The organism is Mucilaginibacter gossypii, from assembly GCF_017569325.2.
Classification (GTDB): Bacteria; Bacteroidota; Bacteroidia; order Sphingobacteriales; family Sphingobacteriaceae; genus Mucilaginibacter; species Mucilaginibacter gossypii.
This window is the reverse complement of record NZ_CP071878.2, coordinates 5,705,786-5,732,771: the sequence shown is the minus strand read 5'-3', so window position 1 is coordinate 5,732,771 and position 26,986 is coordinate 5,705,786. Positions and strand designations below refer to the sequence as shown.

Here is a 26,986-nt window from a genome sequence, read left to right as displayed (position 1 = left end):
CATCACAATTGAAATACCACTTTATTTATGTGATGTACATCACATTTTAAGAATGGTATAAACGGCTCAATGTTTCCCTTGAAACGCCTAAGTATGATGCTATTAATTGTTTAGGAACCACATTATACAAAGTAGGGTACTGCGCCAGTAGCTCTTCATAACGATGCCTGGCGTTGTTATTCATAAATGACAGCAGCCTTTTTTGAGCAGCTACATAGCCCTTGTTGGTACGCCAGCGAAAAAAGTGCTCGCTTGCGTGAATTTCATTGCAAAGCTTTTCGCGGTCCTGGCCGGTGAGGCAAAGTACTTCGGCATCGGTAATACAATCCAGGCTAATTGTAGCACGTTCACCGCTGTAAAGCGCGTTATAATCTGAAGCCCACCAGGTAGGCATGGCAAACTGCAGGATGAACATTTTCATGTCGTCGTTAATAAAAAACGACTTCAGATAGCCCGAAAGTACAAAATACTCACAGTCTACTTTATCACCTTCCCCGATTATAGTTTGCCCTTTTTTAAATGTTTTGTAGGTAAAATGCGAAAAGAAATAATCGAACTGCTCGTCGGTCAGCGAGGCGGTTTTGCTTACGTGCTCTTTTAAAATTTCTTTTGGCTGCATGTGATATAAAATAACTACAAAAAAACTTTATTTGTATAAGAAAGTCAATGTTTAACTTTCCCGCATTTCCGCTTATTTGGGTCTTGATATAAAGTTAAAGCAATTCATGAGGGATTAAAGTGATTCCGTAAGTAATAAATTTACGTTTTACTATGGAATGAAAAAATTGAACGATATTTTGCTGCTTGGCGATGAGCGCCTTTACCAGGTTTGCCCGCCGGTATTACGAAACGAATTGCCGCTGGTAAGCGGTTGGGTTGAATACATGCACCATGTAATGCAGGAGATCAGGCTGAAATACAACTTCGGCCGGGCTATCGCTGCCCCCCAATTGGGCATTATGAAACGCCTCGTTTACATGAATATTGACAAGCCTGTAGTTTTCATCAACCCCGAAATACAGGACGCCAGTGATGAACTTTTTGAACTTTGGGACGATTGCATGAGCTTTCCTAACCTGCTGGTAAAAGTTAAAAGACATAAAACCATCACGGTAAATTACCTCGACGAAAACTGGCAGCAACAACAGTGGGTAATGATGGATGCCCTGTCTGAACTGATGCAGCACGAGCATGATCATTTAAATGGTATTTTATGTACTATGCGGGCTATCGACAGCATGTCATTTAAATGGCGGCTGTAGTAAGTTTTTTTAACTGTTGATGTATTCATCTTATTTTTCTGCTTATGAAGCAATTTATAACACACATTACATTGGTGGTTAATGACTATGACGAAGCAATTCAATTCTATGTAGAAAAATTGAATTTCGACCTGGTCGAAGACACACCGATCAATGAAAATAAAAGATGGGTTTTGGTAAGGCCCAGGGGGGCATTTGAGTGTAGCTTGCTGTTAGCAAAGGCCGTAGGTGATGAACAAAAAAGTCGGATAGGACAGCAAACGGGTGGCCGCGTATTTCTTTTTTTAAGGACCGATGATTTTTGGCGCGATTACCGTGCGATGCAGGACAAAAACATCATCTTCGTTCGTGAACCCCAGGCGGAACCATACGGCACGGTTGCCGTTTTTAAAGATCCCTTTGGTAATTTATGGGATTTGCTGGGTTGAGCCCAAAGCTGCCAAAATCCGGTCACCAAAGCTTCTTATAATACGGCGGTTAAATAAAAAATTAAAAACGCCTGTAACGTATAGGGGTAAAGTGTGGTCATAGCTGTATTACCATTAAAACCCCATTTATGAAAAACTATATTTTACTTCTTCTGCTTGCCGGACAAACCGCGGTGGCAGCAGCGCAAGATGGCGACAGCCGTTCGTTATATCTTACCAAATCATTGGCTAACGATGCCATTACCAGCGCCGTGGTAAGTACATCGGCCGGAGGTATTGTAGTTAGCGGGCAGGCCGGGCAAGCTCCGCGGGTGGAAGTTTATATTAAAGGCAACAACGGTAATGATCTTTCAAAGGAAGAGATCAAAAAACGCCTTGATAAGGATTATACACTCGACATATCGGTTAGCGGGCATGAAGTTAGGGCCATTGCCAAAAGCAAGCGTCAAAACTTTTTTAACTGGAGAAGCTCATTGAGCATCTCGTTTCGCATTTATGTACCGCAGCAATGCGCAACCGATCTGGAAACCAGCGGCGGCGGTATTGGTCTTGATAACTTAAAAGGCAACGAAAAATTTAGCACCAGCGGCGGCGGTTTAACTATCGACAGGCTTTACGGTACCATCCGCGGTAACACCTCGGGCGGCGGCATTCATGTTTCCAATTCGGGCGATGATATTTCGCTTGAAACCAGCGGAGGCGGTATTGAGGCTAAAAACTGTAACGGCAGGATCAGGCTTGAAACCAGTGGTGGTGGTATAACTTTAGAAAATTTAAAGGGTAATATTAACGCCGAAACCAGTGGTGGCGGTGTTAATGGAAATAATATCAGCGGCGAGCTCATCACCAGTACTTCCGGCGGGAGCATTGATCTTAAACGCATGGCAGGGAGTATTAGCGCGCAAACCAGCGGCGGCGGTCTGTACGCCCAAATGCTAAAAGTTGGCAAATATCTTAAACTGGAATCAAGCGCTGGCAATGTTGATATCGAACTTCCGCAAAACCAGGGCTACGACCTCGACCTGCGAGGTGAAGGCGTATCGCCTTCATCTGTTGCTAAATTTAACGGACAATGGGAAAAAGAACGGGTTAGCGGCAAATACAATGGCGGCGGCATTCCGGTTAACGCAGAGGCATCTGGAGGGAGTGTTAATATTAAATTCAGGTAAGCATTTAATAATTAAGCAATAAAAAGAAAAGCTCCGGGTTTGTGATCCGGAGCTTTTCTTTTTTCTATCCCTTGTTGGTGTTCCGCCCGTTTATCAATGCCATTAATCCCCAAACCGGCCCTATGGCCAGTAGCATATAAATATATCGCGCGTTTTCGGCCGTTCGTAAAGCCGCGATCAGTTGAATACTTATAATAGTAATGGCAAAGCCTATGCAATTAACAATAGTTAGCGCGGTACCTTTTAATTGCTGATCGGCATTTTGCGCAACCAGAGTCGAAAATAACGGCGAATCGGCGATTGCAGCCGTACTCCAAACCAATAAAAACCCGATCATTGCCCCAGCCGAACCTGCAAACAAAAATAGCGGCGATACCAAACAGCAGGTACACGAAATTGTTAATGCCAGTACCGCCACATTTTTTACACCCTTGTATTTAGATATAATGCCGCTGCCCGCACAGGCCAGCGCCCCAGCCCCAATAATCAGAAAAGATAACAACGGAACATTTAAATCGGCAGCTATGAACCTGGCGTTGTAAGTTGTTAACATTACCGGCACAAAAGCCCAAAAAGCATAAAGTTCCCACATATGACCAAAGTAGCCGAAGGCAGCAGCCCTGAACTGTCGGTTGCCAAAACTTTGTATAAACGCGGCCGGGTTCAGCGCCTGTGTGGGTTTTCTTTCCGCGCCATCCGGTACAAGCAATACCATAGCACATCCACCCAAAGCGGCTAATGCCGAAGTTGACAAAATAACATAGCGCCATGGCAATGCCCCCATTAAACTTTTAAGCAGGTGCGGAAATGATGTGCCTAATACCAAAGCCCCAACCAAAAATCCCAACGCTTTGCCTAATCCCTGCGGATAATGATCTGAGGCTATTTTCATGCCTACCGGATAAATCCCGGCCAGGAAAAAACCTGTGGAATATCTTAATATCAGTATTGTAGCAGCACTTGTACCCGGCAGGCACGCCAATGTATTGATAAAAGCGGCAATAAGCGCGCAGATAAAAAACACCCGCACCGGCGAAAATCTGTCGGCAATACTAAGAATAGCAAAAACGAGAGTGCCGGTAATAAAGCCAAGCTGAACCGCGCTTGTTAAGTAAGCCAGATAAGACGGTTCAAGCTGCAATTGTTTGGCCATATCGCTCATAACAGCATTGCCTGCAAACCACAATGAAGTGCAAAAAAACTGGGAGAGTACGATTACCGGGAGGATACGTTTCATTTGATTTGGAAATACCCTTATAATGGAGGATATTAAAAGCCCACAATAATAGTTATAAACCGTGTTTTTAGAAATATAAGAACTGTTTTTGTCAGGGGGCGTTTAATCATCGACACATGGCACCTGCAGAGCCAATATATTTTGATTTGACCTTTCGATAAACACGATGCTCCTATGGAGTAAATAGCCGAGGCTGTAAAACACCGGAGGAGTATCGTGTTTATAGCAAAATCATCTTAAACAACTAAAGGCTCCGTAGATGCCTCGTATTTAAATGTGATATGATTTCCATTTTTATTTTACGTTATGTTGCTTTTAGAAAAATATGTATCTTGAATTTCAAACCTACCCTAACCTTTCGCCACTATCAATGGATAAGCAACAAATTATTGAGCAGATAAAATGGATGATTGCCGATGGTAATTCGGATCATGAGATTGAGGCCCTGCTGGTTGGAGAAGGCCTTGCCCGGGCCGAAGCAAAGCGTACTCTTGCTATAATCAAACATGAATTGTTTCCAGACGAATACCCTGAATTTATTGAGCCCGATAAACGTCGGAATTATTGGTGGCCTGTTTTATTAACCCTTGCTGCTATCTTTACGCTGGGTACTTTATACTACCATCATCAGCATGAATTAAACACCGCCGAAAGAGAAATAACCCCAGCCGATATGATCCTGCTTATGAAAGCAGGGCCGGGCGTTTATACTACCGAACTCAATAAAATCAACAGCGGATGGGTTTTTGACCAGGATAAAGACAGATGGGAAAATAAGAAACGAAAAACAGCCCTCGCCATCAGGATGGAACAAATCCTGTACATGTGTCCTGTGTTGCACGATCATGCATTCCAGGACTATCTTGAAAGTCATGACTTCAGAGACATAATTTATGGAAAACCCGGAAGCAAGATTTACCAAAACAACGAGTTTATGTTTACTATTCAAACCAATGGAGCCTACACAATGATCTCGCTGGCCAACCGGTAAATTGCGCCATTGCTTCTAAACGTATCTTTTTTGATCGATTTTAAAAAAGTCAAATTTTTTAGCAGGCGCTTCATAACACCCTTTTTACAAAACGCCCAAATTTAAACCTTGTTAATCCCCGGTTAACAAGGTCTGCTTGTTTGTCAATAACAAAAAGCTGAAAACCAGCTAAAAGCAGCGTAAATAAGAAAAACAATATCGATTTTAATTAATAGATAAGTTAACCCTATATTTATTTCCTGATAATAAAACAACCGTTGCTTTGCACCAATTATCGCCCTACTATCTCAACTTGGGCATCTATTAAAACAGGGTTTGTCATTAATTAAAACTATGAAAAAAAACTACAGATTTATTTTAAGGCTCTTTTTTGAAAAAAGTAAAACGATTTGTCTTTTCCTGCTGATGTTTATAGCCTCGTCAGCGGTTTTTGCACAGGACGGCACTATAAAGGGTACCGTTACCGATGAAAGTAATCTTCCTCTGCCCGGCGTAGTGGTAACCGTAAAAAGTTCGGGACGATCAACCTCAACCAACGCTAACGGTGCCTATACTGTAAAAACAAGCGGCGCAGGCGATGTACTTAAATTTACCTTTTTAGGCTCGGTACCAAAGGAGGTTACTGTTGGCGAAAAGAACACGGTGAATGTTACGATGGTTACCGATACCAAACAACTTAAAGATGTTGTAGTTATCGGTTATGGTACCGCGAGCCGCAAGGACGTAACAGGCGCTATTACCTCGGTAAAAGCCGAAGAATTTAACAACGGCGTTTTAACTACTCCTGCCGAACTATTGCAGGGTAAAGTTGCCGGTTTAAACATTACCAAAAGCGGCGACCCTAACAAACAGCCTGCTGTTATTTTAAGGGGACCATCAACCCTGCGCGAGGGTGCCGCCATTCAACCGTTTTATGTAATTGACGGTGTACCGGGCGCATCTATTGATCTGTTAGCTCCTGCCGATATCGAAAGCATCGACGTATTGAAAGATGCCTCATCAACTGCTATTTACGGTTCGCGAGCGGCCAATGGCGTAATCATGATTACCACTAAACGAGCCAAAACCGGTCAAACCCGTTTAACCTACAGCGCCTATGCCGCGGTTGAAAACGTATCAAAAAACATCGACGTATTAACCGGCGATGAACTGCGTAAATACCTTACCGATAACGGCGTACCTAAATTAAGCGCCGCCGATGACGACGGTTCGAACACTAACTGGCAAAAACTGGCCGAGCGTACGGGTTATTCACAAAACCATAATCTATCGTATGGTGGTGCAGGTACCAACTCGGAGTATGGCGCAAGCGTAAACTATATGAAAAACAATGGCATCCTGAAAAACACCAGTCTGGAGCGCACCATTTACAAAGGCTATATTAACCAACGCTTTTTTAATGATCGTTTAAAATTGGGTATCACACTTACCAACAGTGCTACCAAAAACAACGATATTTTCCAGAGCCAGGTGTTATCGGGTATTTTATTTTACCTGCCAACGGTTAGCCCTTTTAATGCCGATGGTACGTATAAAGAAAACTATACCCGTACCGGTAGCGGCCCGTTAAACCCGTTGTCGTTAATCAACAACAACTTCACCAAAACCGAAAATAACAAAACCCTCATCAATGGTTTTGCTGCGGTAGATATATTGAAAGGGTTAAAGTTTACCGTTTCGGGATCTACCCAAAAAGAACAAAACAACGTTAATACTTACTCAACCAGCCAATCGGGTATATATGTTAATGCAGGTGGTGTGGCTGTACGCAGCGCTTATACCAATACCAGCAATGTGTTGGAAGCCTATTTTAACTACGACCGTAATTTTGGCCAGCACTCGTTAAAATTATTAGGTGGTTACTCATACCAGCAGGATCGCACCGGCGACGGTTTCGGCGTACAAACACAAGGTTTTTCGAACGACTATTTGACTTATAACTTCCTGGCGTTGTCAAACCCAACGCAGCTTTCACAAATCGTCTTTAATCCGGCATACATTTCAACTTTAAGGCTTATATCATTCTATGGCCGCGCGCAGTACCAGTTTGCAGATAAATATCTTTTGCAAGCTTCATTGAGGGAAGATGGGTCATCGGCTTTCGGTGCAAATAATCGTCATGGTTACTTCCCGGCGGCCTCTGCAGGTTGGAAAATTATTAACGAAGATTTCATCAAAGCGGTTCCGGTTATCAGCGATTTGAAATTAAGGGCCGGTTACGGTGTAACTGGTAACAGCTTAGGTTTTGATGCCTTTACTTCGAAGCTAATTTACGGCGTGCCTCCAGGCGGTGGTAAGTTTTTAAGCAATGGTAATATTGTAAACCCTATTGGCCCGGTACGTAACCCCAACCCCGATTTGAAATGGGAAAGTACTGCCACAACTAACATCGGTTTGGATTTTGGTTTATTCAACAACCGTTTAACCGGTTCGGTTGATTATTATATCAAAAAAACATCTGATCTGATCACCACCCTGCAGGTATCAACCACCCAATATTTTTACCAGTATTTAACCGCTAACGTGGGTAAAATGAAAAATACCGGTATCGAAGTGGTAATCAATGCTATTCCGGTAAAATCGCAGGCTTTCACGTGGCGTACTTCATTTAACGTTACGCATAATAAAAACATGGTTGAAAGCCTGTCGCAAGGCAACCTGGCACTTCCTTATATCCAAACGGCGCAGCTGGGCGGTAAAGGCCAATCAGGTAACTATAGCCAGATTATCCAACCGGGTTATGCTTTAGGCACCTTTGATTTATGGCACTATATGGGCAAAAGCCAGAATGGTGTAAGTACCTTCCAAAAAGCCGATGGTTCGGTAGTGGCCAGCCAGCCGCTTACCAGCGACCAATTTATTAAATACGACGCGCAGCCGAAATTAATTTACGGCTGGAGCAACAGCTTTTTCTATAAAAACTTCGATTTAAACTTTTTAGTGCGCGGTGTTTACGGCAACAAAATCCTGAACGCAACCCTTGCCTCGCTCAACAACCCTGCTGATGCCAAGTTGCAAAATATCCCAAGGTTTACCTTAGGCGAATCATTTAAAGATATCAATGCCTACCTGATCTCTGATCGTTTCCTCGAAAGCGGATCATACCTTCGTTTGGATAATGCCACGCTGGGCTATACCATTAAACCGCATATCCAGGCCATTAAAAGCCTTCGTTTTTATGCAACGGGGAATAACATTTTCATCATCACCAAGTACCGTGGTGTTGACCCGGAGGTTAACATTGGTGGTTTAACACCAGGTATTGATAACCGCGATTTTTACCCTAAAACGCGAACCTTCAGCTTAGGTTTAACCGCATCATTCTAAAAACAAAAACCAGAAGAAAGAAAAGAGATGAAAAAGATATTTTTAGCGTGTGCCGCAATTGCTACCATGATAGGCACCTATTCATGTACCAAATTAGACGTACCTGTCGAATCACAATACGTACAATCAAACTTCCCGTCAACCGACGCGGATTATACTGCTTTGTTGGGAAGCATTTATTCCAACCTGTCGTCAAGCTATGCCGTACCGTACTGGCGTATGCAGGATATGTCGACCGATGAGGCTATATTACCTGCCCGCGACGGTAACTTCGACGACGGCGGACAGTACCGCCAGTTACATTACCACACCTGGACGTTTGACCACCCGAACGTAATAGGCGTATGGCAATGGGGCTTTGGCGGCATCAACAGCTGCAACCGGATCATGAGTGTTATCAACGGTTCATCATCATCTGCAGCCAAAAAAGCATCGTCAATTGCCGAGGTTAGGGCAATGCGTGCCTTGTACCTGTATTTTATGATGGATTTGTATGGTAATGTGCCAATTATTACCGATTTTCCGGTAACCACACAACCCGCCACCCAGCCACGTGCACAAGTATATGCCTTTATTGAAAGCGAATTGAAAAGCGTGCTGCCATTATTACCCGCCAAAAGCAGTAATGCGGCTACAAACGTTTCGCAATACGGTCGGCCAACAAAAGGTATGGTATTCGCCCTGCTTGCAAAAATGTATTTAAACTCGGGTGTTTACACCGGTACTACCCGTTACCAGGAAACCGTGGCTATGTGCGATAGTGTACAGGCTAATACTAATTATTTCCTCGATGCCAGATTCCGCGATATATTTTTGCCAACCAACGGTCCGCAGATTAATGAAACTATTTTCGCTGTTCCTTATGATCAGCAAATTCCGGGCAACCAGTTTACCCGTTTTGGTTTCTTTTATTACCTGGCCCAGGCATATGGCTTCAACGTAGGCTTAAGTATTGCCATGAGCACCACACCTGAGTTTTATAACCGCTTTAACATTCCCGGCGATGACCGTACCAAAACATGGCTTGCGGGACCGCAATATTATCCTGATGGCAATGGCGGCTTCACCAATCAACCTGTCTATTACCCGGCCCCGAACGCAACCAAGCAAATTAACCTCATCCCAACACTAACCCTTACCGGTTTAAAACCAATGGATTTGGGTAATGATGTGACAACCTCGCAATCGGAAGGTGTACGTTCAATTAAATACTATCCTGATGTTAACATCATCCAGGCTACCCGTTTAAACAGTAACGACGTGCCGGTATTCCGTTTGGCCGATATTTACCTGATGAAAGCTGAAGCTATTTTACGCGGTGCGGCTCCAACAACCATCAATGGCGATGCCCAAACTCCGCTTACTTTGGTAAACAAACTACGCAGCCGTGCCCACGCGGAGCTTGCTACATCAATTGATTTGGATGGTTTGCTGGATGAGCGCGCGCGTGAGCTTTCATGGGAAGCATGGCGCCGTAATGACCTGATCCGTTATGGCTTATTCGAGAAAGAATATCCACTACCGGTTATGGGCGGCAAAACGGACGACCTGAAAATGAACACCGATCCGACTCGCAGGTTATATCCAATTCCATCAACCGAATTAAAAACCAACCCTAACCTGAAACAGAACCCGGGTTATTAATTAGTAACATTTTTTATACAAGCGCAAAAGGCAGGCCTTTTGCGCTTGTTTTGTTAAACCAATAATATATTTACCAAAATGAAACTTACAGGCGGATTAATCGGGGGCATTATTCTTTCAGCATCTGCGCTATTGAGCAATCCAGGCGACCAGAAAATGAACCATTTCCAGGTAATAGGCTCGCACAATAGCTATAAACAAGCCATCAACCCTAAGCTGTTCCGTTTTTTGCAACAGCGCGATTCGGTTGGTATGAACAAGATCGATTATGAGCACATCAGTCTTACCGACCAGCTTAATTTAGGTTTAAACGCTTTGGAAATCGACGTTTACGCCGATACCAAAGGTGGCAAGTATGCCCACCCTAAAGGGCTGGATTGGGTACCGGGCCAGCCTGCTTTTGATACCCGGGGCGTAATGAAGGAGCCGGGTTTTAAAGTATTCCACATTGAGGATATTGACTTCCGCAGCAATTGCGCAACTTTTAAGCTTTGCCTGCAGGAGTTGAAGAAATGGAGTGATGAACATCCTGATCATAATCCCATTTACATTACCATGAATGCTAAAGACGAGCCGTCAAAAAAAACAGGGTTCACTGTTCCGGAAAAATTTACAGCTAAAACCTTTGACAATCTGGATAAAGAAATTTTAGACTATCTGGGCAAACAATATTTAATTACCCCCGATGATGTGCGCGGCACATACAAAACCCTTGAAGCCGCTGTATTGCACAACAACTGGCCAACGCTTAAAGCGGCCAAAGGGAAGTTCATTTTTATTCTTGATGAAAAAGGCGAAAAAAGAGCTGCCTATATCGCAGGTCACCCATCGTTAAAAGGCCGTGTATTGTTTGCCGATGCATTGCCGGGCACACCTGAAGCCGCCATTCACATTATGAATGATGCTAAAAAGGATCTGGCAGCCATTCAAAAACTGGTTAAGAAAGGTTACATTATCCGTACCCGTGCCGACTCGGATACAGAAGAAGCCCGCGCAAATGATATGAGCTCGTTTATAGCAGCCCAAAAATCAGGTGCACAGATCATCAGTACCGATTATTATAAAAAAAGTACCCATTTTAAATCTGATTATGTGATCAGTTTTGCAGGCGGCAATTATTTTAAACCCGATCCGCTGTTTAAAACCAACGCTTCTGTTTCGGTGGGTAACTAAAACACATCACTATAAAATAATAGAGGCCGGTATTAAAACTACGGGCCTCTTTTTGTTACCAGCCGGCATTGATATTAAACTGTGGCGGTGCTTGTTGTTGGGTCAATGATGGCCTTAACTTCGGCAATACTGGTTACCGGGAAGCCGCCTTTCATGGCATGTTCGCGAACAACATCTTCACTTTCGGCAATGTGAATGCAATAGATCTTATCAGCCGTAACAAACGACTGAATCCAATGGTATGGCTTTCCCAATTCATTTACAACCGAACACGATGCCTGTGAAATAGCCTGTAATTCCTCGGCCGATAGGTTACCAGCGCCGGGCAGCTCCCTTTCAATTACAAATTTTTTCATAAAATATGATTTAATAAAGGTTAAATATTACTTTCAACAGCAACGCTAAATCAACAGGTGTAATTGGCAGAAATGGAAAATAAAATGCTGCTAAATAAGTAGCAACATTTTATAAATCAAAGCTATAGAATAAATAAGCAATAACCCAGCTTCGGCTTATTTAATTTTTACGAGGTAGGAATGTTCAGAAAAAAAGAAACCCCGCCTGATCTTACGTCACGCGGGGTTTTCATTTAAATCTTATTTTTAAGATTTAGCCCTGCTGCGGCCACGGGCGGCAATTTTAAGTCTACGCCGTTTAAGGGAGATATGCGTGTTTTGCTTCCTATTCTCGGCAACGTACTGATAGTAGGTGTTTAAGATCTCTTTATAGGAGATTTGCCCGGCTATGGTATTTCCGGTGGCAATAACGGGAAGCACCTCTACCGATTCTTCGGCCATGATCTCCACAACGCGTTTCAGCGGATCATTGCTCTTCACGGCCTGTTTACTTGCCTTGGTTATATTACTTATGATGAGTTCGGCAGAAATACTATGGTTATAAATGTCGGTCAGGCTAACCATGCCTGCATAGCTTCCATCATTATTAATCACTATAAAAAAACTTTGGGTAATATTATTTCCGGTAAGCCAGGCCCTTGTTTCGGCTATGGTACTATTGCTTTTTAAGGTTTCACCAACTTCATTGTTAACGTCGGCAACAGTCAATACCTGTAACAAATCAGGTTCGTATGAATCAGGGGTGTATACCCCACGGCGGGCAATTTTTTCGGTCATGATGGTATTTTCCATCAGGAAGAATGAAACCAGGTACGATGCTGTACAAGCACCAAGCAAGGGCAGTAATGCATGCGATTGCATGGTAGCCTCCAGCGCGAAGGTGATACTGGTTAAATAAGCCCTTGAAGCGCCTGCAAACATAGCGGCCATACCAATAAGCGCAGCTATTGGAACACTTATGCCCGCATCAGGAAATACCAGGTGTACCAGTATGCCAAAGGCTGCACCTGCCGCACCGCCAATGGTTAACAAGGGAGCCAGCGTACCGCCCGAAGTGCCGCTGCCAAGGGCTATAGCCCATGAAAGAAATTTGAATAAACACAAACGCACAATTAACATCAATGATAATGTACCCGAAAGAATAGTGATAATATTATCATATCCTACGCCAAGGGTGTGCGGCGCAAAATAACCTATCAGGCCTACCGCCAGGCCACCAATTGCAGGCCACCACATCCAATGGATAGGCAGTTTTTCAAAGCTATCTTCAATAAAATAAACTATTTTGGTAAGCCCCAATGATATAAAGCCAATGACCAGGCCAATGATACTGTAAATAGCCTGGGCCGTATTTGAAGGTGTATCTACATCAGGCATCGGGAATACAGGCCCGGCTTCAAATAACAGATGATGCCCGGCTGCCCCGGTAATACAAGCTAATGCCACCGGTAATATGGCCCGGGGCGAAAACTCGAACAACAACAGCTCAATAGCTAAAAACACCGCTGCGATGGGCGTGCCAAAAATGGCCGACATTCCCGCCGTTGCTCCTGCTGCCAAAATAATTTTACGCTCGTTGGGCGATATTTTGAATAACTGGCCAAAGGTTGAACCAAGTGCCCCGCCTGTTGCAATAATAGGTCCCTCGGCGCCAAATGGCCCGCCGGTACCTATGGCTATGGCCGATGATACGGGTTTCAGAAAAGTTATAATCGGTTTTATTTTGCTTTTATTTACCAGGATCTGCTCCATTGCCTCAGGTATGCCATGCCCCCTGATGGCCTTGGAGCCATACAGGGCCATAATGCCTACTATAATGCCGCCTATAGCCGGTATAACAATTACCCATAAACCCAAATGGTTATTGGCCGGGCTGTGAAAGCCGGCATCCAGCGTTCCGTAAAATGAGATATTGGTAACGATATTAATAAGATAGATAAGGCCTTTGGCTATTACGCTGATAAGGCCGGCAATAAGTATACAAAGTGCCGATATAAAGATTAGCCTTGTTTTCATTTGCCTGGTGCCTTTTAAGCCGGATTTAAAATTATAAAGATCATTTAGTGAAGGTGAAACCGGGATGGCGTTCTGTTTTGTTTCCATGTTTTGATTAGTCCCGTTCCGTTTTAGGGGACTGTACTATTTTTCTTGCAAAGGTAATACTTAAAGCAGCATAAATAAATTTTATTTTTAATTTTATATTGCATATGCAATGTTTTTATTTAACATTTGCTAAGTTTTTAATAAAAATCATTGCACAAACAATAGTTATGAAAATTACCAGTATTATTCTTTCTGTTTTAGGTGCCGCAAGCATCATTGCCGGATTGTTGCTATTCAGGAACCTGAATACCGTTAACCCTTTCGATTCCCATCCATGGAGCATTAACATCAATGGCATCCGCTCATTTCCATGGCCTGTTTTTGGCGGTGCGGTATTGTTAAGTTTGGGAGTTATTTTTAACATGGCTACCTGGGAACAGCCAAAAGGCCGCCGCTTTTAATAAATTAGCATGTTTTTATAACAGCACCGGCTTAAATACACATCAATAAATGGCGAAAAACAAAGATAAATGCGATTTGGGGACTTGCTTTTTATGTACACACTGCCTGCCCGACTGGATCCCGGCAATCAGCGCCGCCAGGAAAAATATCATTGTAAAAAAGGGGCAGCAGATCTTTAAAGAAGGTGATCCCGTTACCGGCATTTACTTTGTTTATTCAGGCACGGTAAAGGTTCATAAAAAGTGGGATAAGGAAAAAGAGCTTATTCTCCGTTTTGCCCGCGAAGGCGATATTGTCGGGCACCTCGGGTTGGGTAACACAGAGTTTTACCCGGTTTCGGCCACAGCCGTTGAGGCAGGTATAATTTGCTATATCGAAATGCCCTTTTTTGAAAGTACCCTGCAGGTTAACAATAACTTTGTTATTAAGCTGATGCGCTTCTTTGCCAACGAATTGCAGGAATCCGAAAAACGGATGCGCAACCTGGCGCATATGCCCGTTAAGGGCCGTGTAGCCCAGGCTTTTATTTCACTTAAAAACAAATTCGGGCTAAATGAACAGGGCTTTATCAATATTGAACTTACCCGGCAGGACCTGGCCTCATTTACAGGCGCAGCTTATGAATCACTCTTTCGCACCATTAATGATTTTATCGATGAGGAGATCATCGAAATATCGGGCAAAAGCATCCGCATAAAAAATGAAGCCACATTGCTGAAACTGACGGAAGAGGAGCAGCAGGCCGGATAGGCTGTCTGAAAAAACCTGACACCACTCAAATATGGAACATTATTTTGAGCAATATAATCCTTCCCGGCAAGGTGTACGAACTGGCAGTTAATGTATTGGCTGATAAGTAAAGCGTGTTATAAGTTTTTACGTTCAGAAAATTAGCAGCGCTCAGCTCCAGGTCGGTCTTCCATTTTTCGACCCTGAATTTTGCCGAAGCATCTGCAAAAAAGTATTTGAGATCAGGATTGCCCTGCTGGCGGGTAAAGTAATGCTCGCCTGATAATTTGAACTGCAAATAGGTTACAGGGTTATAGTTTACCGATGCTTGCTGAAGCAACTGATTAATATGATAAGCCGATGCCTCCGCTGCAGAACGACTTTGGATTTGAGTAAACATAACTTTATAGCTAAAGTTTACCTGCTCATTCACTTTGGTATCTGCACCGGCATTGATGGTTCTGGAAATGGTATTGAAAGGCAACAGCACATTATTCTGGATCTGCACCGACTTATTACTTTGCCATTGTACCCCTCCGCTGAAAGTGGTTTTTAATGCAAAGGAATATTTGCTGACAGTGCCGTTCAACGTCCATGAATCGGTACTGTTAGAATATGGCAGCACTACACGCTGCCGCAGAGTGTTGGTAATTACTTCTGAAGCGATATTATTGGAAACGATATGGTTATAAACAATGTTCAGGCTGGCGAACAAAAGGGTGAGCGCCTTGCGGTAGTTAAACCCAAGGGCCACAAGTTGGTTCTGCCGTTCGGTAAGGCCGGCATTATTGGCATAAAGTGTCCGGTAATCCTTTAGGATATAGCCCTGGTACATATCTTCTATGGTACCCGCCTCGTTGCGGTAGCTGTAAAGCAAATTCAGGTAGTTCTCCATCCCGGTTTGATATTTTACCTTTAATTGCGGGTTGAAATATAACCTTGTTAAACCCTTGCGCAGCGCGTACAGGCTGTCCGAATAATTGATCTGCTGCAGGCTTAACGGCAAGGTGAGGTTCACTTTGAGGATGCTGCCCGGCAGATCGTAAGCCGCTTCGGCATACAGTTTTTTTCTGGTCCAGTTTAAATGGTTGATGGAACTGTCTGACTCAAGGTTAACCGTGTTATCTGCCTGTACAACGTTTAGATCTGAGTTTAACTTTTGTGATTGAACGCTGAACCCTGTTCTGAAACTTTGCGTGATAAGGTTCGACGGTATTTTGAAAGAGATATAGTTATTGGTATACCACGCAGGTACATTTACATTTTGCACCAACTGCGCATAAGGGACATTATTGTTAAAAATTGGATTGTTATAGTCCGGCCCAATTGTCCTGCTCTCGGGCTCAGTCGAATGACTGATATAGGAGTAAGCCTGGATAATGTTGTTTGATCTTAAGGATTTGATCAGGTTAAATTCATTAGAAAAATTCAGCGCGTTATCTTTAAATACCTGGTTTACCATGCCGCCGTTTGTATTCAGGTCTGAGTAATTGGTGGACTGGTTGTTATCCATCAGCAACACATCGTTCAGGTAATATTTATCCTGGTTAATGTTCAGCGTAAACTGAGTATGCAATATGTCGGGGCGGAAGCGGTTACGTTGAGTTTCATTATAGCGTACCGTATCGCCGGGTAAAAAGATGGTGGTGTGCTGGCTGTAGTCCTGCCGCCGGGCATCGCGCAAATAGTAAGCATTGATCTTCATCTGCACATTCTTTTTAAAATTGACCAGATTATTGAGATTGAGGATCCCCGAGCGATTGAATAAATACCGGTTACGTGATAAAGCCGGGTCATTCACCGAACCAAGCGATAACATAGTGGCCGGCACATCGTTATCGATACGCTGCATATAATCGGCAAAATTGTGCGATACCAGGTCCTGCTGCAGGTCGTTACCTATGTTATTGCCTTTAAGGTAATTAATGGCTTTGTACTTATCCTTAAACATCATGGCATTCAAATCCACATCATAATTGCCAGGTAAGCCCGCGCCGATGCTCTCTTGCCCAACCATCTGTAATTTAGCGCCTTTTTTGAAGCTGAGGTTGAGCGCCACATCATCGCTCGTTACTTTATTTTGGAGCACTTTAACGGGTTGGTGGTTCTGGATCACCTGCACCTGATCTACCGCACCTTGGGGAATGGTAGTGGTAGCAATATTATATTTATCGTCCAGCAGGTTATCACCGCCGATGTACAGGTTGGAGATCGGTTTATTGTTATAACTGATCCTGCCATCAGCGGCAACCGTTATACCCGGCAGTTTTTTGATCACATCGCCAATAACTCTGTCCTGCACACTGCTGAAATCAGATACTTTATAGCTTAGGGTATCACCGTTCGTCCGCAACACCGGTCGGCTGCTTTTAATCACTACGGCCTGTAACTGGTTGATGGAAACAGATAAAGTGAAATCAACGGGAGCTTGCAAATCCGTAATGCCCCTGCTCTGATTTTTATAGCCTATACAACGCACTTCGACCAGCAGGCCGCTCATCGGTGTATTGGCCGGGAGCGGCAAAATATAGGTGCCTTTGGTATCGGTAGTGGTATAGCTTATAATGTTATTAGTGGCCGCGTTTTTGAGGTTAATGGTGGCATAAGGCACCGGTTTCCCGGTGCTGTCTTTTACTGTCCCCTTAATACTTTGACCAAAGCCAGAAGCCGAAAATAGTAACCCTATAACCAGCAACCATACTGACTTTATAATCCGGCTCATTTCTTTTCAGGCAATTCTATCGGGTTGTTGATCACCGGTTGCGGACCGATCCTGATATCGATTTTTGGGGCCGGCCTGCCCTGGCTTGCCGCCTGCGCAGCCGCCATTGACTGGGCAAAGGCATTCGGATCTTTACGCATGGCCTCCTGCAATTTGGAAAACTCTTTTTCAGTAGTTTTGATGGCATTGGTAGGGAGTTGGATGATATTAGGATCGCCAACCTGGTCGTCCATGCCTATCATCACGGCCATCCGTCCCTGGTTATCCGGGGCCGGGCCGGTTGGCTGATCATCACCCTTTTGGGGAGATATGACCGCTTTTTCAATCCCGTCAAACTTAAAATAGACTTCTTTTTTGGTATCATAAGCTTCCACAATCACTCCCGGCAGTCCATTAAGTTTCCAGGGGCCTATATGCAGCGGCAGATCAGGACTGAACCAAGCCATATAATCCCTTCCCTTGAAATGGCCTGTTGCTTTTTGGCAATGCAAGCCACCAAACGTTGCTGTATCTCCGCTTATTTTCCACTCGATGGCGGGCAGGGCATCTGTTATGAGATAGCTATTGAACAGGAGCGGTTCTTTCCTTGCCAGTTTTTTACCGTTCGGGAACTGGTAATAGTCTGTGCCTGAGCCCGATGATCTCCGCTGGATATTTACATGTCCGTCGGGTGAGTTGGCTGCCTGTTCCTGCACCTGTTTTTTGAATAGCGCATCCTGCAACTGCTTGTCATAACTTTTGTAAACCCCGGCATTTTTACCCACAATCAAAACCATGTTCTCGGTGTAGGGGTGTTCCCGGTTGGTGGTATCCCTGATGTGGGAAAACTTGTAGTGTACCAGCACTTGTGCGGTATCCGGTTTTTGTGCCCGGGCCATAATGGTGCATGATAAAAGGGCTGTGCACAATAAAAATCGCTTTTTCATAATTTGGATATTTTTAAGCAATAGTACTTTGCCCTTTAAATCCACCAAAAACTTTGGTATGAACAGCGTCATCATTTCTGCATAGAATGGATATTTGTTATTTGAGCTTCTGGCGAAAACAAATTGGCGGCGGCCTTAAGCCCGGATTTCAAAAATTGCCCGTTTAGCCGGCAAATCGCTATATTAACATCAATAATTTATGAATAAACCGGGCTTAATATACTTTTGAAGAATGCACCGTATCAAGGTTAAACATATCATCGAGATACTGATCCACCTGGCGTTCTGGATAGGGGTGTATTACACCCTGAATTCACTAACCAGCTCAACAGTCAAGATTCGGGTAAACCACAACGGAAAGATCATGGAAAGGAGTGAGGTAGACACCATTTTTCCATATTCCCGCTTTACACTCGCGTTTCTGGCCCTGCTGTTTTATGGCAATATATTTTTGATCTTTAAAAAGGCGCTTCGCTATAAAAGCTTATTTGTGGGCATCGCTATAGCCGCCGGCTGGTTTATATTGGTCTTTTTGGCCAATTATATTTTGGTTGGTTCTAAATTGAGCAATAGCCTGCCCATGGGGCCACCACCTCCTGGTTTTGCAGCAGGCAAGGATGGCCTTAATCACCTGATACCAAATCATAACGCATTTTTTGCAATAGGGAACTGGGTGCACATGCAGCTCACCATGCTGCTTATTTTTTTAACTGCAGCCGGGCTTTCAATAGCCTATTTCTTTTTGAAAGAATGGGCCCGAAATGAACTGGTACGCAATCAGCTGGAGGCTTATCAACTGAGTACCGAGATCAAATTCCTTAAATCGCAGATCAATCCGCATTTCCTGTTTAATACCCTCAATAACCTGTTTTCGATGGCACAGGAAAAGGGGAATGATGAGCTTGCCGACGGGATTTCCAAACTTTCGGGCATGATGCGCTACATGATCTATGACAGCAATGCCGGCGGCGTGTCGCTAAACAAAGAAATAGCATACCTGGAAGACTGTATTACCCTGAATAAGCTGCGTTATGCAGATGATGAGGTAAAAGTGATATTTGATCACCCTGCGCAGACGGGAACTGTCGTCGTCGCTCCGATGCTATTTATCCCTTTTGTTGAAAATGCCTTTAAGCACGGCGTTTCTATTGGGCAAACATCCGGGATAGATATTGCCATTGTGCTTGCAGACCATAAGCTGATCTTTACCTGTGTCAATACCAAATATAGCGCCATCAAAAAAATGGAGGATGAAAAAAGCGGCATCGGGCTCGAAAATGTAAAGCGGCGGCTCGATTTGTTGTATCCTGGTAAACATGACCTGCAGATCAATGAAGAACAGGGAAAATATATTGTAAAACTTGAAATTGACCTGGAATGATAACCTGCATTGCCATTGATGATGAGCCGAAGGCGCTTGAAGTGATAGAGCGCTATTGCCTTAAAACCAGCCTGGTTGATTTGAAAGCCACCTTTCGCGAACCCGTGAAGGCGATTGAATTCCTGAACCGTGAAAAGGTGGACCTCATCTTTCTTGACATTAATATGCCTGATATCAGCGGAATGCAGTTGGTGCAAACCTTGTCGCCCAGGCCAATGATCATTTTTACTACCGCTTATAGTCACTATGCGGTAGAAAGCTACGACCTGAACGCCCTCGATTACCTGTTGAAACCTATCACTTTTGAGCGCTTTCTTGCAGCCATAAATAAAGCGGTGGCAGCGCTATCTTCAAAAAATGGAGTAAGCAAAGAGGATGAGCCCACCGTTTTTATCAAAAGCGGTCCGCAAACTTACCAGGTTAAAGTAGATGAGATCTTGTATCTGGAAAAAGATGGTAATTATATCACCATTCACCTTAAAGACAGAAATATCCTGGTGCGTGAAAATATGGGGGATATTTTTGACCTTGTACCCGCAGCGGATTTTTTACGGGTGCATAAATCGTATGTGGTAGCTATCAAACATATTACCATGATCGAAGTACATCAGCTTATTATTAACGGCGAAAAAATCCCGATAGGCAGCACATACCGGGATCTTCTGCGCAGCAGGCTGGGGTTAAAATAATGTCCCCCATGTAAAATACGACGGCATTTACTTCAGGGGATATAAGGTTTAAGGTTTAGAAATTTCTGACTTTAGTGGTGGCTTGACACCACTAAATAAAAACTGGTTTTTTGAAAGAATAATAAAGAATGTTTTTACAAAAGGCATTTTAATCGTTTCTTAAACTTTTTACCGGATTTGAGGAGGCCGTCCTTATTGTTTGAAAAGCTGATGTCAAAAATGCGGCAAACAACATTCCAATTCCACTAAGAACAAATATCCACCAGCTTATTGGCGTACGGTCCGCATAGCTTTGTAACCATTTATTCATTGTGAACCAGGCAAATGGCATAACCAACATAAAAGATAAAATAATTAATCTGGCTATCTCTGACGACAATAGCTTTACTATTTGTGTTACCGACGCGCCAAGTACTTTTCTGATACCAATTTCCCGTGTGCGCCTGTTGGTATTAAAAATGGTTAGGCCGAGTAAGCCCAAACAACTGATTAATATAGACAGTCCGGTTGCCCAGCCAAGTAATTTCGATGTGCGCTGTTCGCCATCATAAAAACGGGCTACCTCTTCATCAAAAAAATGATAATCAAATTCAATATCTGGATAAACCTCCGTCCAGGCTTTTCTCATTCTGCCGATGGCATTGCTCCAATCATTATTTCCGGTAGTTTGAGGCTTTAGCAAGATATGGAAAAACCGATCATTAAACCGGTAATGCGGGGTTTGTATAGACATGGGCATGATTGGGTCCCGGAGTGATTTTTGATAAAAATCAGCAACTACGCCAACTATCATCCTCTTATTGCCCTCATAATCAAAAGATGCCCCAACAGCATCCGCGGGGTTCTGAAAACCTATCATATGAGTATATTTTTCATTTACCAGTACGGCGGTCAGTGAATCTGCCGGTTGCAGGTTACGGCCGGCTAATAATTTTATGCGGTAAACTTTAAGGTAGTTCTCGTCGCCGTTTCGTTGTTGAAGCGTTGCTTTAACTTCTTTTTTTCCGTCGTTATAAGTTACTTCCCATACTCCGATCTTTTCATCAGCAGGCGGCTCGCTTCCGATACTCATTAAGTCGATTTGGGGGATCTGACTTATTTTATCTTTAAATAACTGTTGTTTGTTAGTATTTATCGTATTGAGAGGAGTACTTATGTTGATGATCCCATCTTTACTGAAGCCCATATCTTTATGCAGCGCATAAAAAACCTGTTTATTAACCAACAGCGTTGTCATGATGAAAAATTGGGCGATTATAAACTGCGTAACTGATAGCGATTTTCTAAGCAACGTTCCGCCGCTGTTGCCTGTATCTTTGTTCGGCAGGTTATGCAATACATATACCGGCCGGTACCCGGAAAGGATAATTGCGGGGTACAACCCGGCCAGTAGGGTTACTGTTATCAGGAGTGTGAATAAAAACAGCAACAGGTTACTATCAAAATAATTAACAGATACGCCCGGTGGGATAAAATCTGCAAAGAATTTCAGTATCACCGGTGTCAGTACCATGGCTATGCAGATGGCAACAAGTGTGATAACCAAAGTTTCGCTCAAAAACTGTACAATTAGCTGCCATCTGCTGCTACCCATAGTTTTACGGATCCCAATTTCTTTGGCCCGCTGTGCAGCCTGCGCTGTTGAAAGATTAATAAAATTGATGGATCCGAGCAATAACAGAAATCCGGCAACAATGAGTAAACTATATAGCGTAGTCTTGTTTGCCCGCCTCCCTTTTTCAAAATTGGCATATACCGGGTCGAAATGCAGGTCGCGGAATGATTGTAAATGTTCAGTCTGGCCGTCTCCAGGCCTTAGTTCCTTATTGTATTTTTTCAGCAACCCGTTGATCCGCTCTTCTATGTCAGCGGCATTCGCATGTTTATCAATCTTAATGAATAATTGCCACACCACACCCGGCCACTCGGTTAAACGGGTCATGTTTTTCAGGTTAGCATTATGCAAACAGGTTGGATAGGATATAAAATCCTTAAAATAAAAATCGGTATTTTGAGCGGGAGTTTGAACTATGCCCGAAACGGTTGTTTTGATGCTGTCATATATAACCGTTTTGCCCAATAATTGGTTGTAAGGGGCATTGGGGAAATATTTCCTGGCCTGATCAGAGGTAAGTACCACCTGGTATGGCTCTCTAAGCGCTGTAGCTGGCGAACCTGCCAGCCATTTGTAATTAAACAGATTAAAATATTCATCATCAGCCAGCACAATACTGCTTTCACCTCTGAATTTAACCGGATTTGATGTTTCATCGGGGACCTGTACATCAGTGTTTTTCATTTCTAAAAAGCGGGTGGCAGTTTTTATATTAGGTGCTTCTGCTTTTACTATTGCGGGAAGCGGGCCATTTACCATGCCCAATTTGGCTACTACCTTATCCATGTATGAAAAGTTCGTTACGACCCTGTAAATCCTGTCACTATCGTTGTGAAACCTATCGAAACTGAGATCAAAACTTACGATAACATAAATAGCCAGGGCCGCACTGACACCAATAGCCAATCCCACTATATTTACGAAAGTAAAAAAACGGTGCGCCCGGAAATTGCGAAGCGCTGCTTTAAAATAGTTTTTGATCATGGTTGTATTGATATGTGAGGTTGATGTTAAGGTTTAGCGGCTGCGTTCCGCATAGGGTTTAATTAGATTCTTTATGCGATCAATTTAAAGAATTTAATTTGTTAAAAGTAAATAATTCAACATATTATATTGAGCCAAATCCATTTAATATCTTTGTTTGCCTGCCCAACTGAACCACTTAATCATTCACTCCTCAAACTCTTCACCGGATTAGCTTTTGCCGCTTTTACTGCCTGGAAACTTATGGTTGCAAGTGCAATAACAATTGCTGCCATTCCCCCCGCTGCAAATAGCCACCAACTGATATTGATGCGGTAAACATAAGCTTGCAGCCACTGGTGCATGTAATACCATGCAATGGGGGTGGCGATGGCAAAGGCGATAGCAATGAGTATAATAAACTCTTTCGAAAACAAATAAACGATGCTGCCTGACGTAGCGCCAAGTACTTTGCGGATGCCGACTTCTTTTATCCGTTGTACAGCCATGAACGAGGCTAAGCCATACAAACCCAGGCAGCTTAGAAGTATCGCGATAGCTGCAAAAATTTTATACAACTGGGCTAACTGATTTTCCTGTTTGTAAAAACTTGCAATTTTATCATCCAAAAACCGGTATTCATAAACAAAATTGGGAAATGTTTTTTCAAATACTTGTTTAACAGATTGCATAGTCGAAAAAACATTCGTGGTTTTAAGCTTTATGCCGGCCTGATTATACATGGTGATGTTTGTGGCGATAAGTAATGGTGCAAGGCCGTGTCGGAAAGACCTGTCATTAAAATCTTTTAATACGCCAACAACCGGGCATTTTATTACACCATCCCATATGCTGATTTCCTTGTTCAATATGTCCCCGGGGTTTTTAATCCCTAAGCTTTTTACAAGCGATTCGTTTACCAAAAACTCCCTGGTAAAGGGGGATGGCTGAAGGTTTCTTCCGGCTATCAACTTTAACTTGTAGGTCGGTACATAGCCTTCGTCGGCAAATTTGGTAATCGCCTTGAAACCTGTTTCTTTTGTTGCGTGGTCAAACCTGACAGCGCTCCACGTATCATTACCGTTTTCAATCGGGGTGTTCGAACTGTAGCATACCGCTTGTACGCCATTTATGGATAATAACTGGTCCCTCAAATAGTTCAGCCGGCTCATTCGAAGGCTATCTACCCGGAATGGAATATTAACAATTGTCTCTTTATCGAAGCCTAAAGGCTGATCCATAAAATAGTCCATTTGCTTTACAATGACGAGCGTTCCGATGATCAATGCCTGCGCAATGATGAATTGAAACACCACCAGGCCCCTTCTTAATGAAATTCCCTTTGCCGGATCTGTTGTGAGTTTACTTTTTAAAGCATTAACAGGATTGAAACGCGATAAAACAATAGAAGGATAAAAACCCGCCAAGGCGGTTACAACAACTGCCACAGCCAGAAGGAATAAAATAATTGAAGGATTGCTGAGTGAAAGCGACAACTCTAAAAGCCGGCTTATATAAGGTAATGCAAGCATGGTAATAGCAACTGCAAGTAATACAGCGCTTGCCACGATTAAAAATGTTTCGACAATGAACTGGAGTTGTAATTGCGATTTATTGCTCCCCAAAACCTTTCTGACACCAACCTCTTTTGCCCGGTTAACAGCCTGCGCGGTAGAAAGGTTAATAAAGTTTACACAGGCAATGAGCAGGATGAACGCGGCAATTAACCACAATACATTGAGCAACTGATGGCTGGCTGTTTGATTACTGTAGTTGCCTGTTTGTGAATCATAATGAACAGCATTTAGTGCTTGTATAATATGACTGTCCTTGTTATCAGAAGATTGTACTTTTTGTGAATAAGCTCTCAGCTGTTGATTAAAATTGTCGGCAGAAAGGCTCTGAGGTAACAAAATATAGCAGCCAAAATCAGTTACCGTTCTGTTCCAGTCTGTAGATTTTGCTAAATAGTCTCCGGTAAACCCTGTACCAAAGCTAACAACAAGTTTGAGCTGAAAGTCGGAATTTGGGGGAATGGTAGCCAGGATCCCCGACACTCTTAATACGTCCGTGCCATGCTCAAACATAAAGCCGCCCATTTGCAATTTAATGGTTTTACCTATTGCGGATTTCCAGTCGCCAAAATACTTTTCAGCAACCTCTTTGGTAAGCAGTACGTTGTCAGGGTCTTTTAATGAAGCGTATGAGCCGGCAAGCAGCGGGAAGTTGAAAATTTTAAAGAATGATGGATTGGTGTAAAACAGGCCCCTTTGTTCCTTAAACATTTTTACTGTGACGCCGTTTTCGTCAGGTATAATTAACTGGTCATTCTGGCTTGCAAAAATTGGGGCAACCTGTTCTATTTGGGGGAAAGCCGTTTTTAATCCCAAAGGCAACGGAAAGGGGACATCTTTGCCATAGGTAATATCACCGGTTTCTGCGTGATGGTATTCGGTTAGCACACGATAGGCACGATCTTTCTTAGGGTGAAAACTATCAAAGCTTGTTTGAAACTGTATAATGATAAAGATCACCATACAAACAGCAATACCTACAGCCAGGCCGGTAATGTTAATGGCGGCATAGCTTTTATTCCGTGTTAAATTACGCCAGGCGATTTTGAAATAATTTTTAAACATAAAGTTGCGGTTTGTTTTATCATGAGACCATTTAGGTGCGGTTTCATGATTCAAAATTACCGGCGCAAATTGGGTATTGCTTCTCAACTTATAAGATGGGTACTCTTTTTTTAAGTTATTTTTATATTCCTGCGGGCTTTTCCCCGTCACTTGCTTGAAAATGCGGCTAAAGGTACTTTGGGAGTTAAATCCCGATTCAAACGCTATCCCTAAAAGGGTGATATGATCATTAGCGGGGTCCTGCATTTTCCGCGCAGCAGCCTGTACCCGGTATTCATTAATAAAATCATTGAAGCTTTTTTTGAGCACAGTATTGATGATCCGTGATAACTCATGGGTATGCATACCGAGCTTTTCGGCGAGGGAGCTTAAACTCAACTCAGGATCCTGGTAGTAATTATTTTCTTTAACAACCCGCTTTAACCAGGCGCCTTTTCGCTTCAGCTCCGCTGGTAGTAATGGTTTAAAAACCGGTAAGCTATCTGCCTGTGCGGTAATTTCCGGCCTTAAAAATGCTCTTGCCGCCATCCAGATAAGCATGGACATTAGCAGGAGATACAAAGGATAATAGGCCTGTGTGCCCAATTGGTAATCATAATAAAAATAGTCGGCAGCTATAAAAGGGATCCACAACAGCCATAACAACCCGAAGCCTGTTAGTAGGTTATGTATCCATTTCAACTCATGCCGGTACCGGTCGCCTCCGTTAAATTTTAGCTCCTGGTAAAAGTTTTCGATCAACTTGCGGCACAGGTATAGATAAATAATGACCGAGATAAATGCTAATAGTTGTAATACAGGGTTTATTCGTTGAAATATCAGCGTATCATAAGTTGCCCGGCCTGTTTTTATACTTTCCAGCACTTCTAAAGCCCAGGCGCTTTGTTCGACTAACAAGGGGCTGAAATGCAGTAGGTCCCTGCGGGTGAATTTATACTCCGGCCGGGTTATTTTAAGTACATACAAGAAAATGAACGGGCCAAATGCCAGCGAAAACTGCAGCGGCAGCCGGCCCCAGTTGGTAATATAGGTTGACAGCCCGATATCGGTGCCTAGGATCCGGACTATCCACAAAGCTGCAATAGCCAATGCGACCGCCAAAAAACGGTTTGCCGACTGGTTTGTTTTCCTGGCGAACCATAAAAGCAGGATAAAAGTGAGGCCGATAAACAGCATCCCAAAAAACGCGGCGTCATAAAGGGTGATATGGAATGTATACGGCTTCAACTA

The 26,986-nt window shown here is 43.3% G+C and carries 19 protein-coding genes; 11 read left to right on the top strand and 8 right to left on the bottom strand.

The window, feature by feature from the left end:
- Positions 1-46: 46 nt before the first annotated feature.
- Positions 47-619, bottom strand: a complete 573-nt coding sequence (locus J3L18_RS24270; RefSeq protein WP_129569456.1) for a Crp/Fnr family transcriptional regulator — start codon at positions 617-619, stop codon at positions 47-49.
- Between the two features lie 157 nt (positions 620-776).
- On the opposite strand from J3L18_RS24270, the gene J3L18_RS24265 reads away from it, so the two are divergent.
- The 3 genes from J3L18_RS24265 to J3L18_RS24255 all read left to right on the top strand — a co-directional run bounded on the left by J3L18_RS24265 (position 777) and on the right by J3L18_RS24255 (position 2,859).
- Entirely contained in the window at positions 777-1,262 is a 486-nt protein-coding gene (locus J3L18_RS24265) for a peptide deformylase (RefSeq protein WP_129569455.1), read from the top strand.
- 44 nt (positions 1,263-1,306) lie between these two features.
- Complete coding sequence (locus tag J3L18_RS24260; protein WP_129569454.1) at positions 1,307-1,690, top strand: VOC family protein; 384 nt, start codon at positions 1,307-1,309, stop codon at positions 1,688-1,690.
- A gap of 128 nt (positions 1,691-1,818) precedes the next feature.
- Entirely contained in the window at positions 1,819-2,859 is a 1,041-nt protein-coding gene (locus J3L18_RS24255; protein ID WP_129569453.1) for a DUF4097 family beta strand repeat-containing protein, read from the top strand.
- Between the two features lie 64 nt (positions 2,860-2,923).
- On the opposite strand, the gene J3L18_RS24250 is transcribed toward J3L18_RS24255, so the two are convergent.
- Positions 2,924-4,096: an MFS transporter gene (locus tag J3L18_RS24250; RefSeq protein WP_129569452.1), complete on the bottom strand. Its 1,173-nt coding sequence runs from the start codon at positions 4,094-4,096 to the stop codon at positions 2,924-2,926.
- A 370-nt stretch (positions 4,097-4,466) separates the two neighbouring features.
- Here J3L18_RS24250 and J3L18_RS24245 point away from each other — a divergent pair, with 370 nt between their 5' ends.
- From J3L18_RS24245 to J3L18_RS24230, 4 genes are all read left to right on the top strand, one after another.
- Positions 4,467-5,087 carry a hypothetical protein gene (locus J3L18_RS24245; RefSeq protein ID WP_129569451.1) on the top strand — a complete coding sequence of 207 codons (621 nt, stop codon included), beginning with the start codon at positions 4,467-4,469 and terminating at the stop codon, positions 5,085-5,087.
- A 333-nt stretch (positions 5,088-5,420) separates the two neighbouring features.
- On the top strand, positions 5,421-8,414 hold the full coding sequence (locus J3L18_RS24240) for a SusC/RagA family TonB-linked outer membrane protein (protein WP_129569450.1): 2,994 nt from the start codon (positions 5,421-5,423) through the stop codon (positions 8,412-8,414).
- Between the two features lie 27 nt (positions 8,415-8,441).
- On the top strand, positions 8,442-10,058 hold the full coding sequence (locus J3L18_RS24235) for a RagB/SusD family nutrient uptake outer membrane protein (protein ID WP_129569449.1): 1,617 nt from the start codon (positions 8,442-8,444) through the stop codon (positions 10,056-10,058).
- 78 nt (positions 10,059-10,136) lie between these two features.
- A complete protein-coding gene (locus J3L18_RS24230) occupies positions 10,137-11,231 on the top strand; it encodes a phosphatidylinositol-specific phospholipase C1-like protein (RefSeq protein ID WP_129569448.1) in 1,095 nt (364 codons plus the stop codon).
- Positions 11,232-11,305: 74 nt separating this feature from the next.
- On the opposite strand, the gene J3L18_RS24225 is transcribed toward J3L18_RS24230, so the two are convergent.
- Both J3L18_RS24225 and J3L18_RS24220 read right to left on the bottom strand, forming a co-directional pair.
- A complete protein-coding gene (locus J3L18_RS24225) occupies positions 11,306-11,587 on the bottom strand; it encodes a DUF4242 domain-containing protein (RefSeq protein WP_129569447.1) in 282 nt (93 codons plus the stop codon).
- 246 nt (positions 11,588-11,833) lie between these two features.
- A complete protein-coding gene (locus tag J3L18_RS24220) occupies positions 11,834-13,690 on the bottom strand; it encodes a chloride channel protein (RefSeq protein WP_129569446.1) in 1,857 nt (618 codons plus the stop codon).
- Between the two features lie 167 nt (positions 13,691-13,857).
- Here J3L18_RS24220 and J3L18_RS24215 point away from each other — a divergent pair, with 167 nt between their 5' ends.
- Together J3L18_RS24215 and J3L18_RS24210 are read left to right on the top strand one after the other, a co-directional pair.
- Positions 13,858-14,091, top strand: coding sequence for a hypothetical protein (locus J3L18_RS24215; RefSeq protein ID WP_090533632.1), 234 nt, complete (start codon positions 13,858-13,860; stop codon positions 14,089-14,091).
- A 49-nt stretch (positions 14,092-14,140) separates the two neighbouring features.
- Positions 14,141-14,842, top strand: coding sequence for a Crp/Fnr family transcriptional regulator (locus J3L18_RS24210; RefSeq protein WP_129569445.1), 702 nt, complete (start codon positions 14,141-14,143; stop codon positions 14,840-14,842).
- 25 nt (positions 14,843-14,867) lie between these two features.
- Here J3L18_RS24210 and J3L18_RS24205 read toward each other — a convergent pair whose 3' ends face one another.
- Positions 14,868-17,543, bottom strand: a complete 2,676-nt coding sequence (locus tag J3L18_RS24205; protein ID WP_129569444.1) for a TonB-dependent receptor — start codon at positions 17,541-17,543, stop codon at positions 14,868-14,870.
- Positions 17,540-18,469: a GLPGLI family protein gene (locus J3L18_RS24200; protein ID WP_189549212.1), complete on the bottom strand. Its 930-nt coding sequence runs from the start codon at positions 18,467-18,469 to the stop codon at positions 17,540-17,542. Before J3L18_RS24200 ends, J3L18_RS24205 begins: the two co-directional genes overlap by 4 nt.
- A 232-nt stretch (positions 18,470-18,701) precedes the next feature.
- Here J3L18_RS24200 and J3L18_RS24195 point away from each other — a divergent pair, with 232 nt between their 5' ends.
- Together J3L18_RS24195 and J3L18_RS24190 are read left to right on the top strand one after the other, a co-directional pair.
- On the top strand, positions 18,702-19,850 hold the full coding sequence (locus J3L18_RS24195) for a sensor histidine kinase (RefSeq protein WP_129569442.1): 1,149 nt from the start codon (positions 18,702-18,704) through the stop codon (positions 19,848-19,850).
- Positions 19,847-20,539 carry a LytR/AlgR family response regulator transcription factor gene (locus J3L18_RS24190; protein WP_091173333.1) on the top strand — a complete coding sequence of 231 codons (693 nt, stop codon included), beginning with the start codon at positions 19,847-19,849 and terminating at the stop codon, positions 20,537-20,539. Before J3L18_RS24195 ends, J3L18_RS24190 begins: the two co-directional genes overlap by 4 nt.
- Positions 20,540-20,687: 148 nt before the next feature.
- Here J3L18_RS24190 and J3L18_RS24185 read toward each other — a convergent pair whose 3' ends face one another.
- Positions 20,688-23,138 (bottom strand): FtsX-like permease family protein, encoded by a 2,451-nt coding sequence (locus J3L18_RS24185; protein WP_129569441.1) that lies wholly within the window; start codon positions 23,136-23,138, stop codon positions 20,688-20,690.
- A 182-nt stretch (positions 23,139-23,320) separates the two neighbouring features.
- Positions 23,321-26,983 (bottom strand): ABC transporter permease, encoded by a 3,663-nt coding sequence (locus J3L18_RS24180; RefSeq protein WP_129569440.1) that lies wholly within the window; start codon positions 26,981-26,983, stop codon positions 23,321-23,323.
- Positions 26,984-26,986 lie beyond the last annotated feature (3 nt).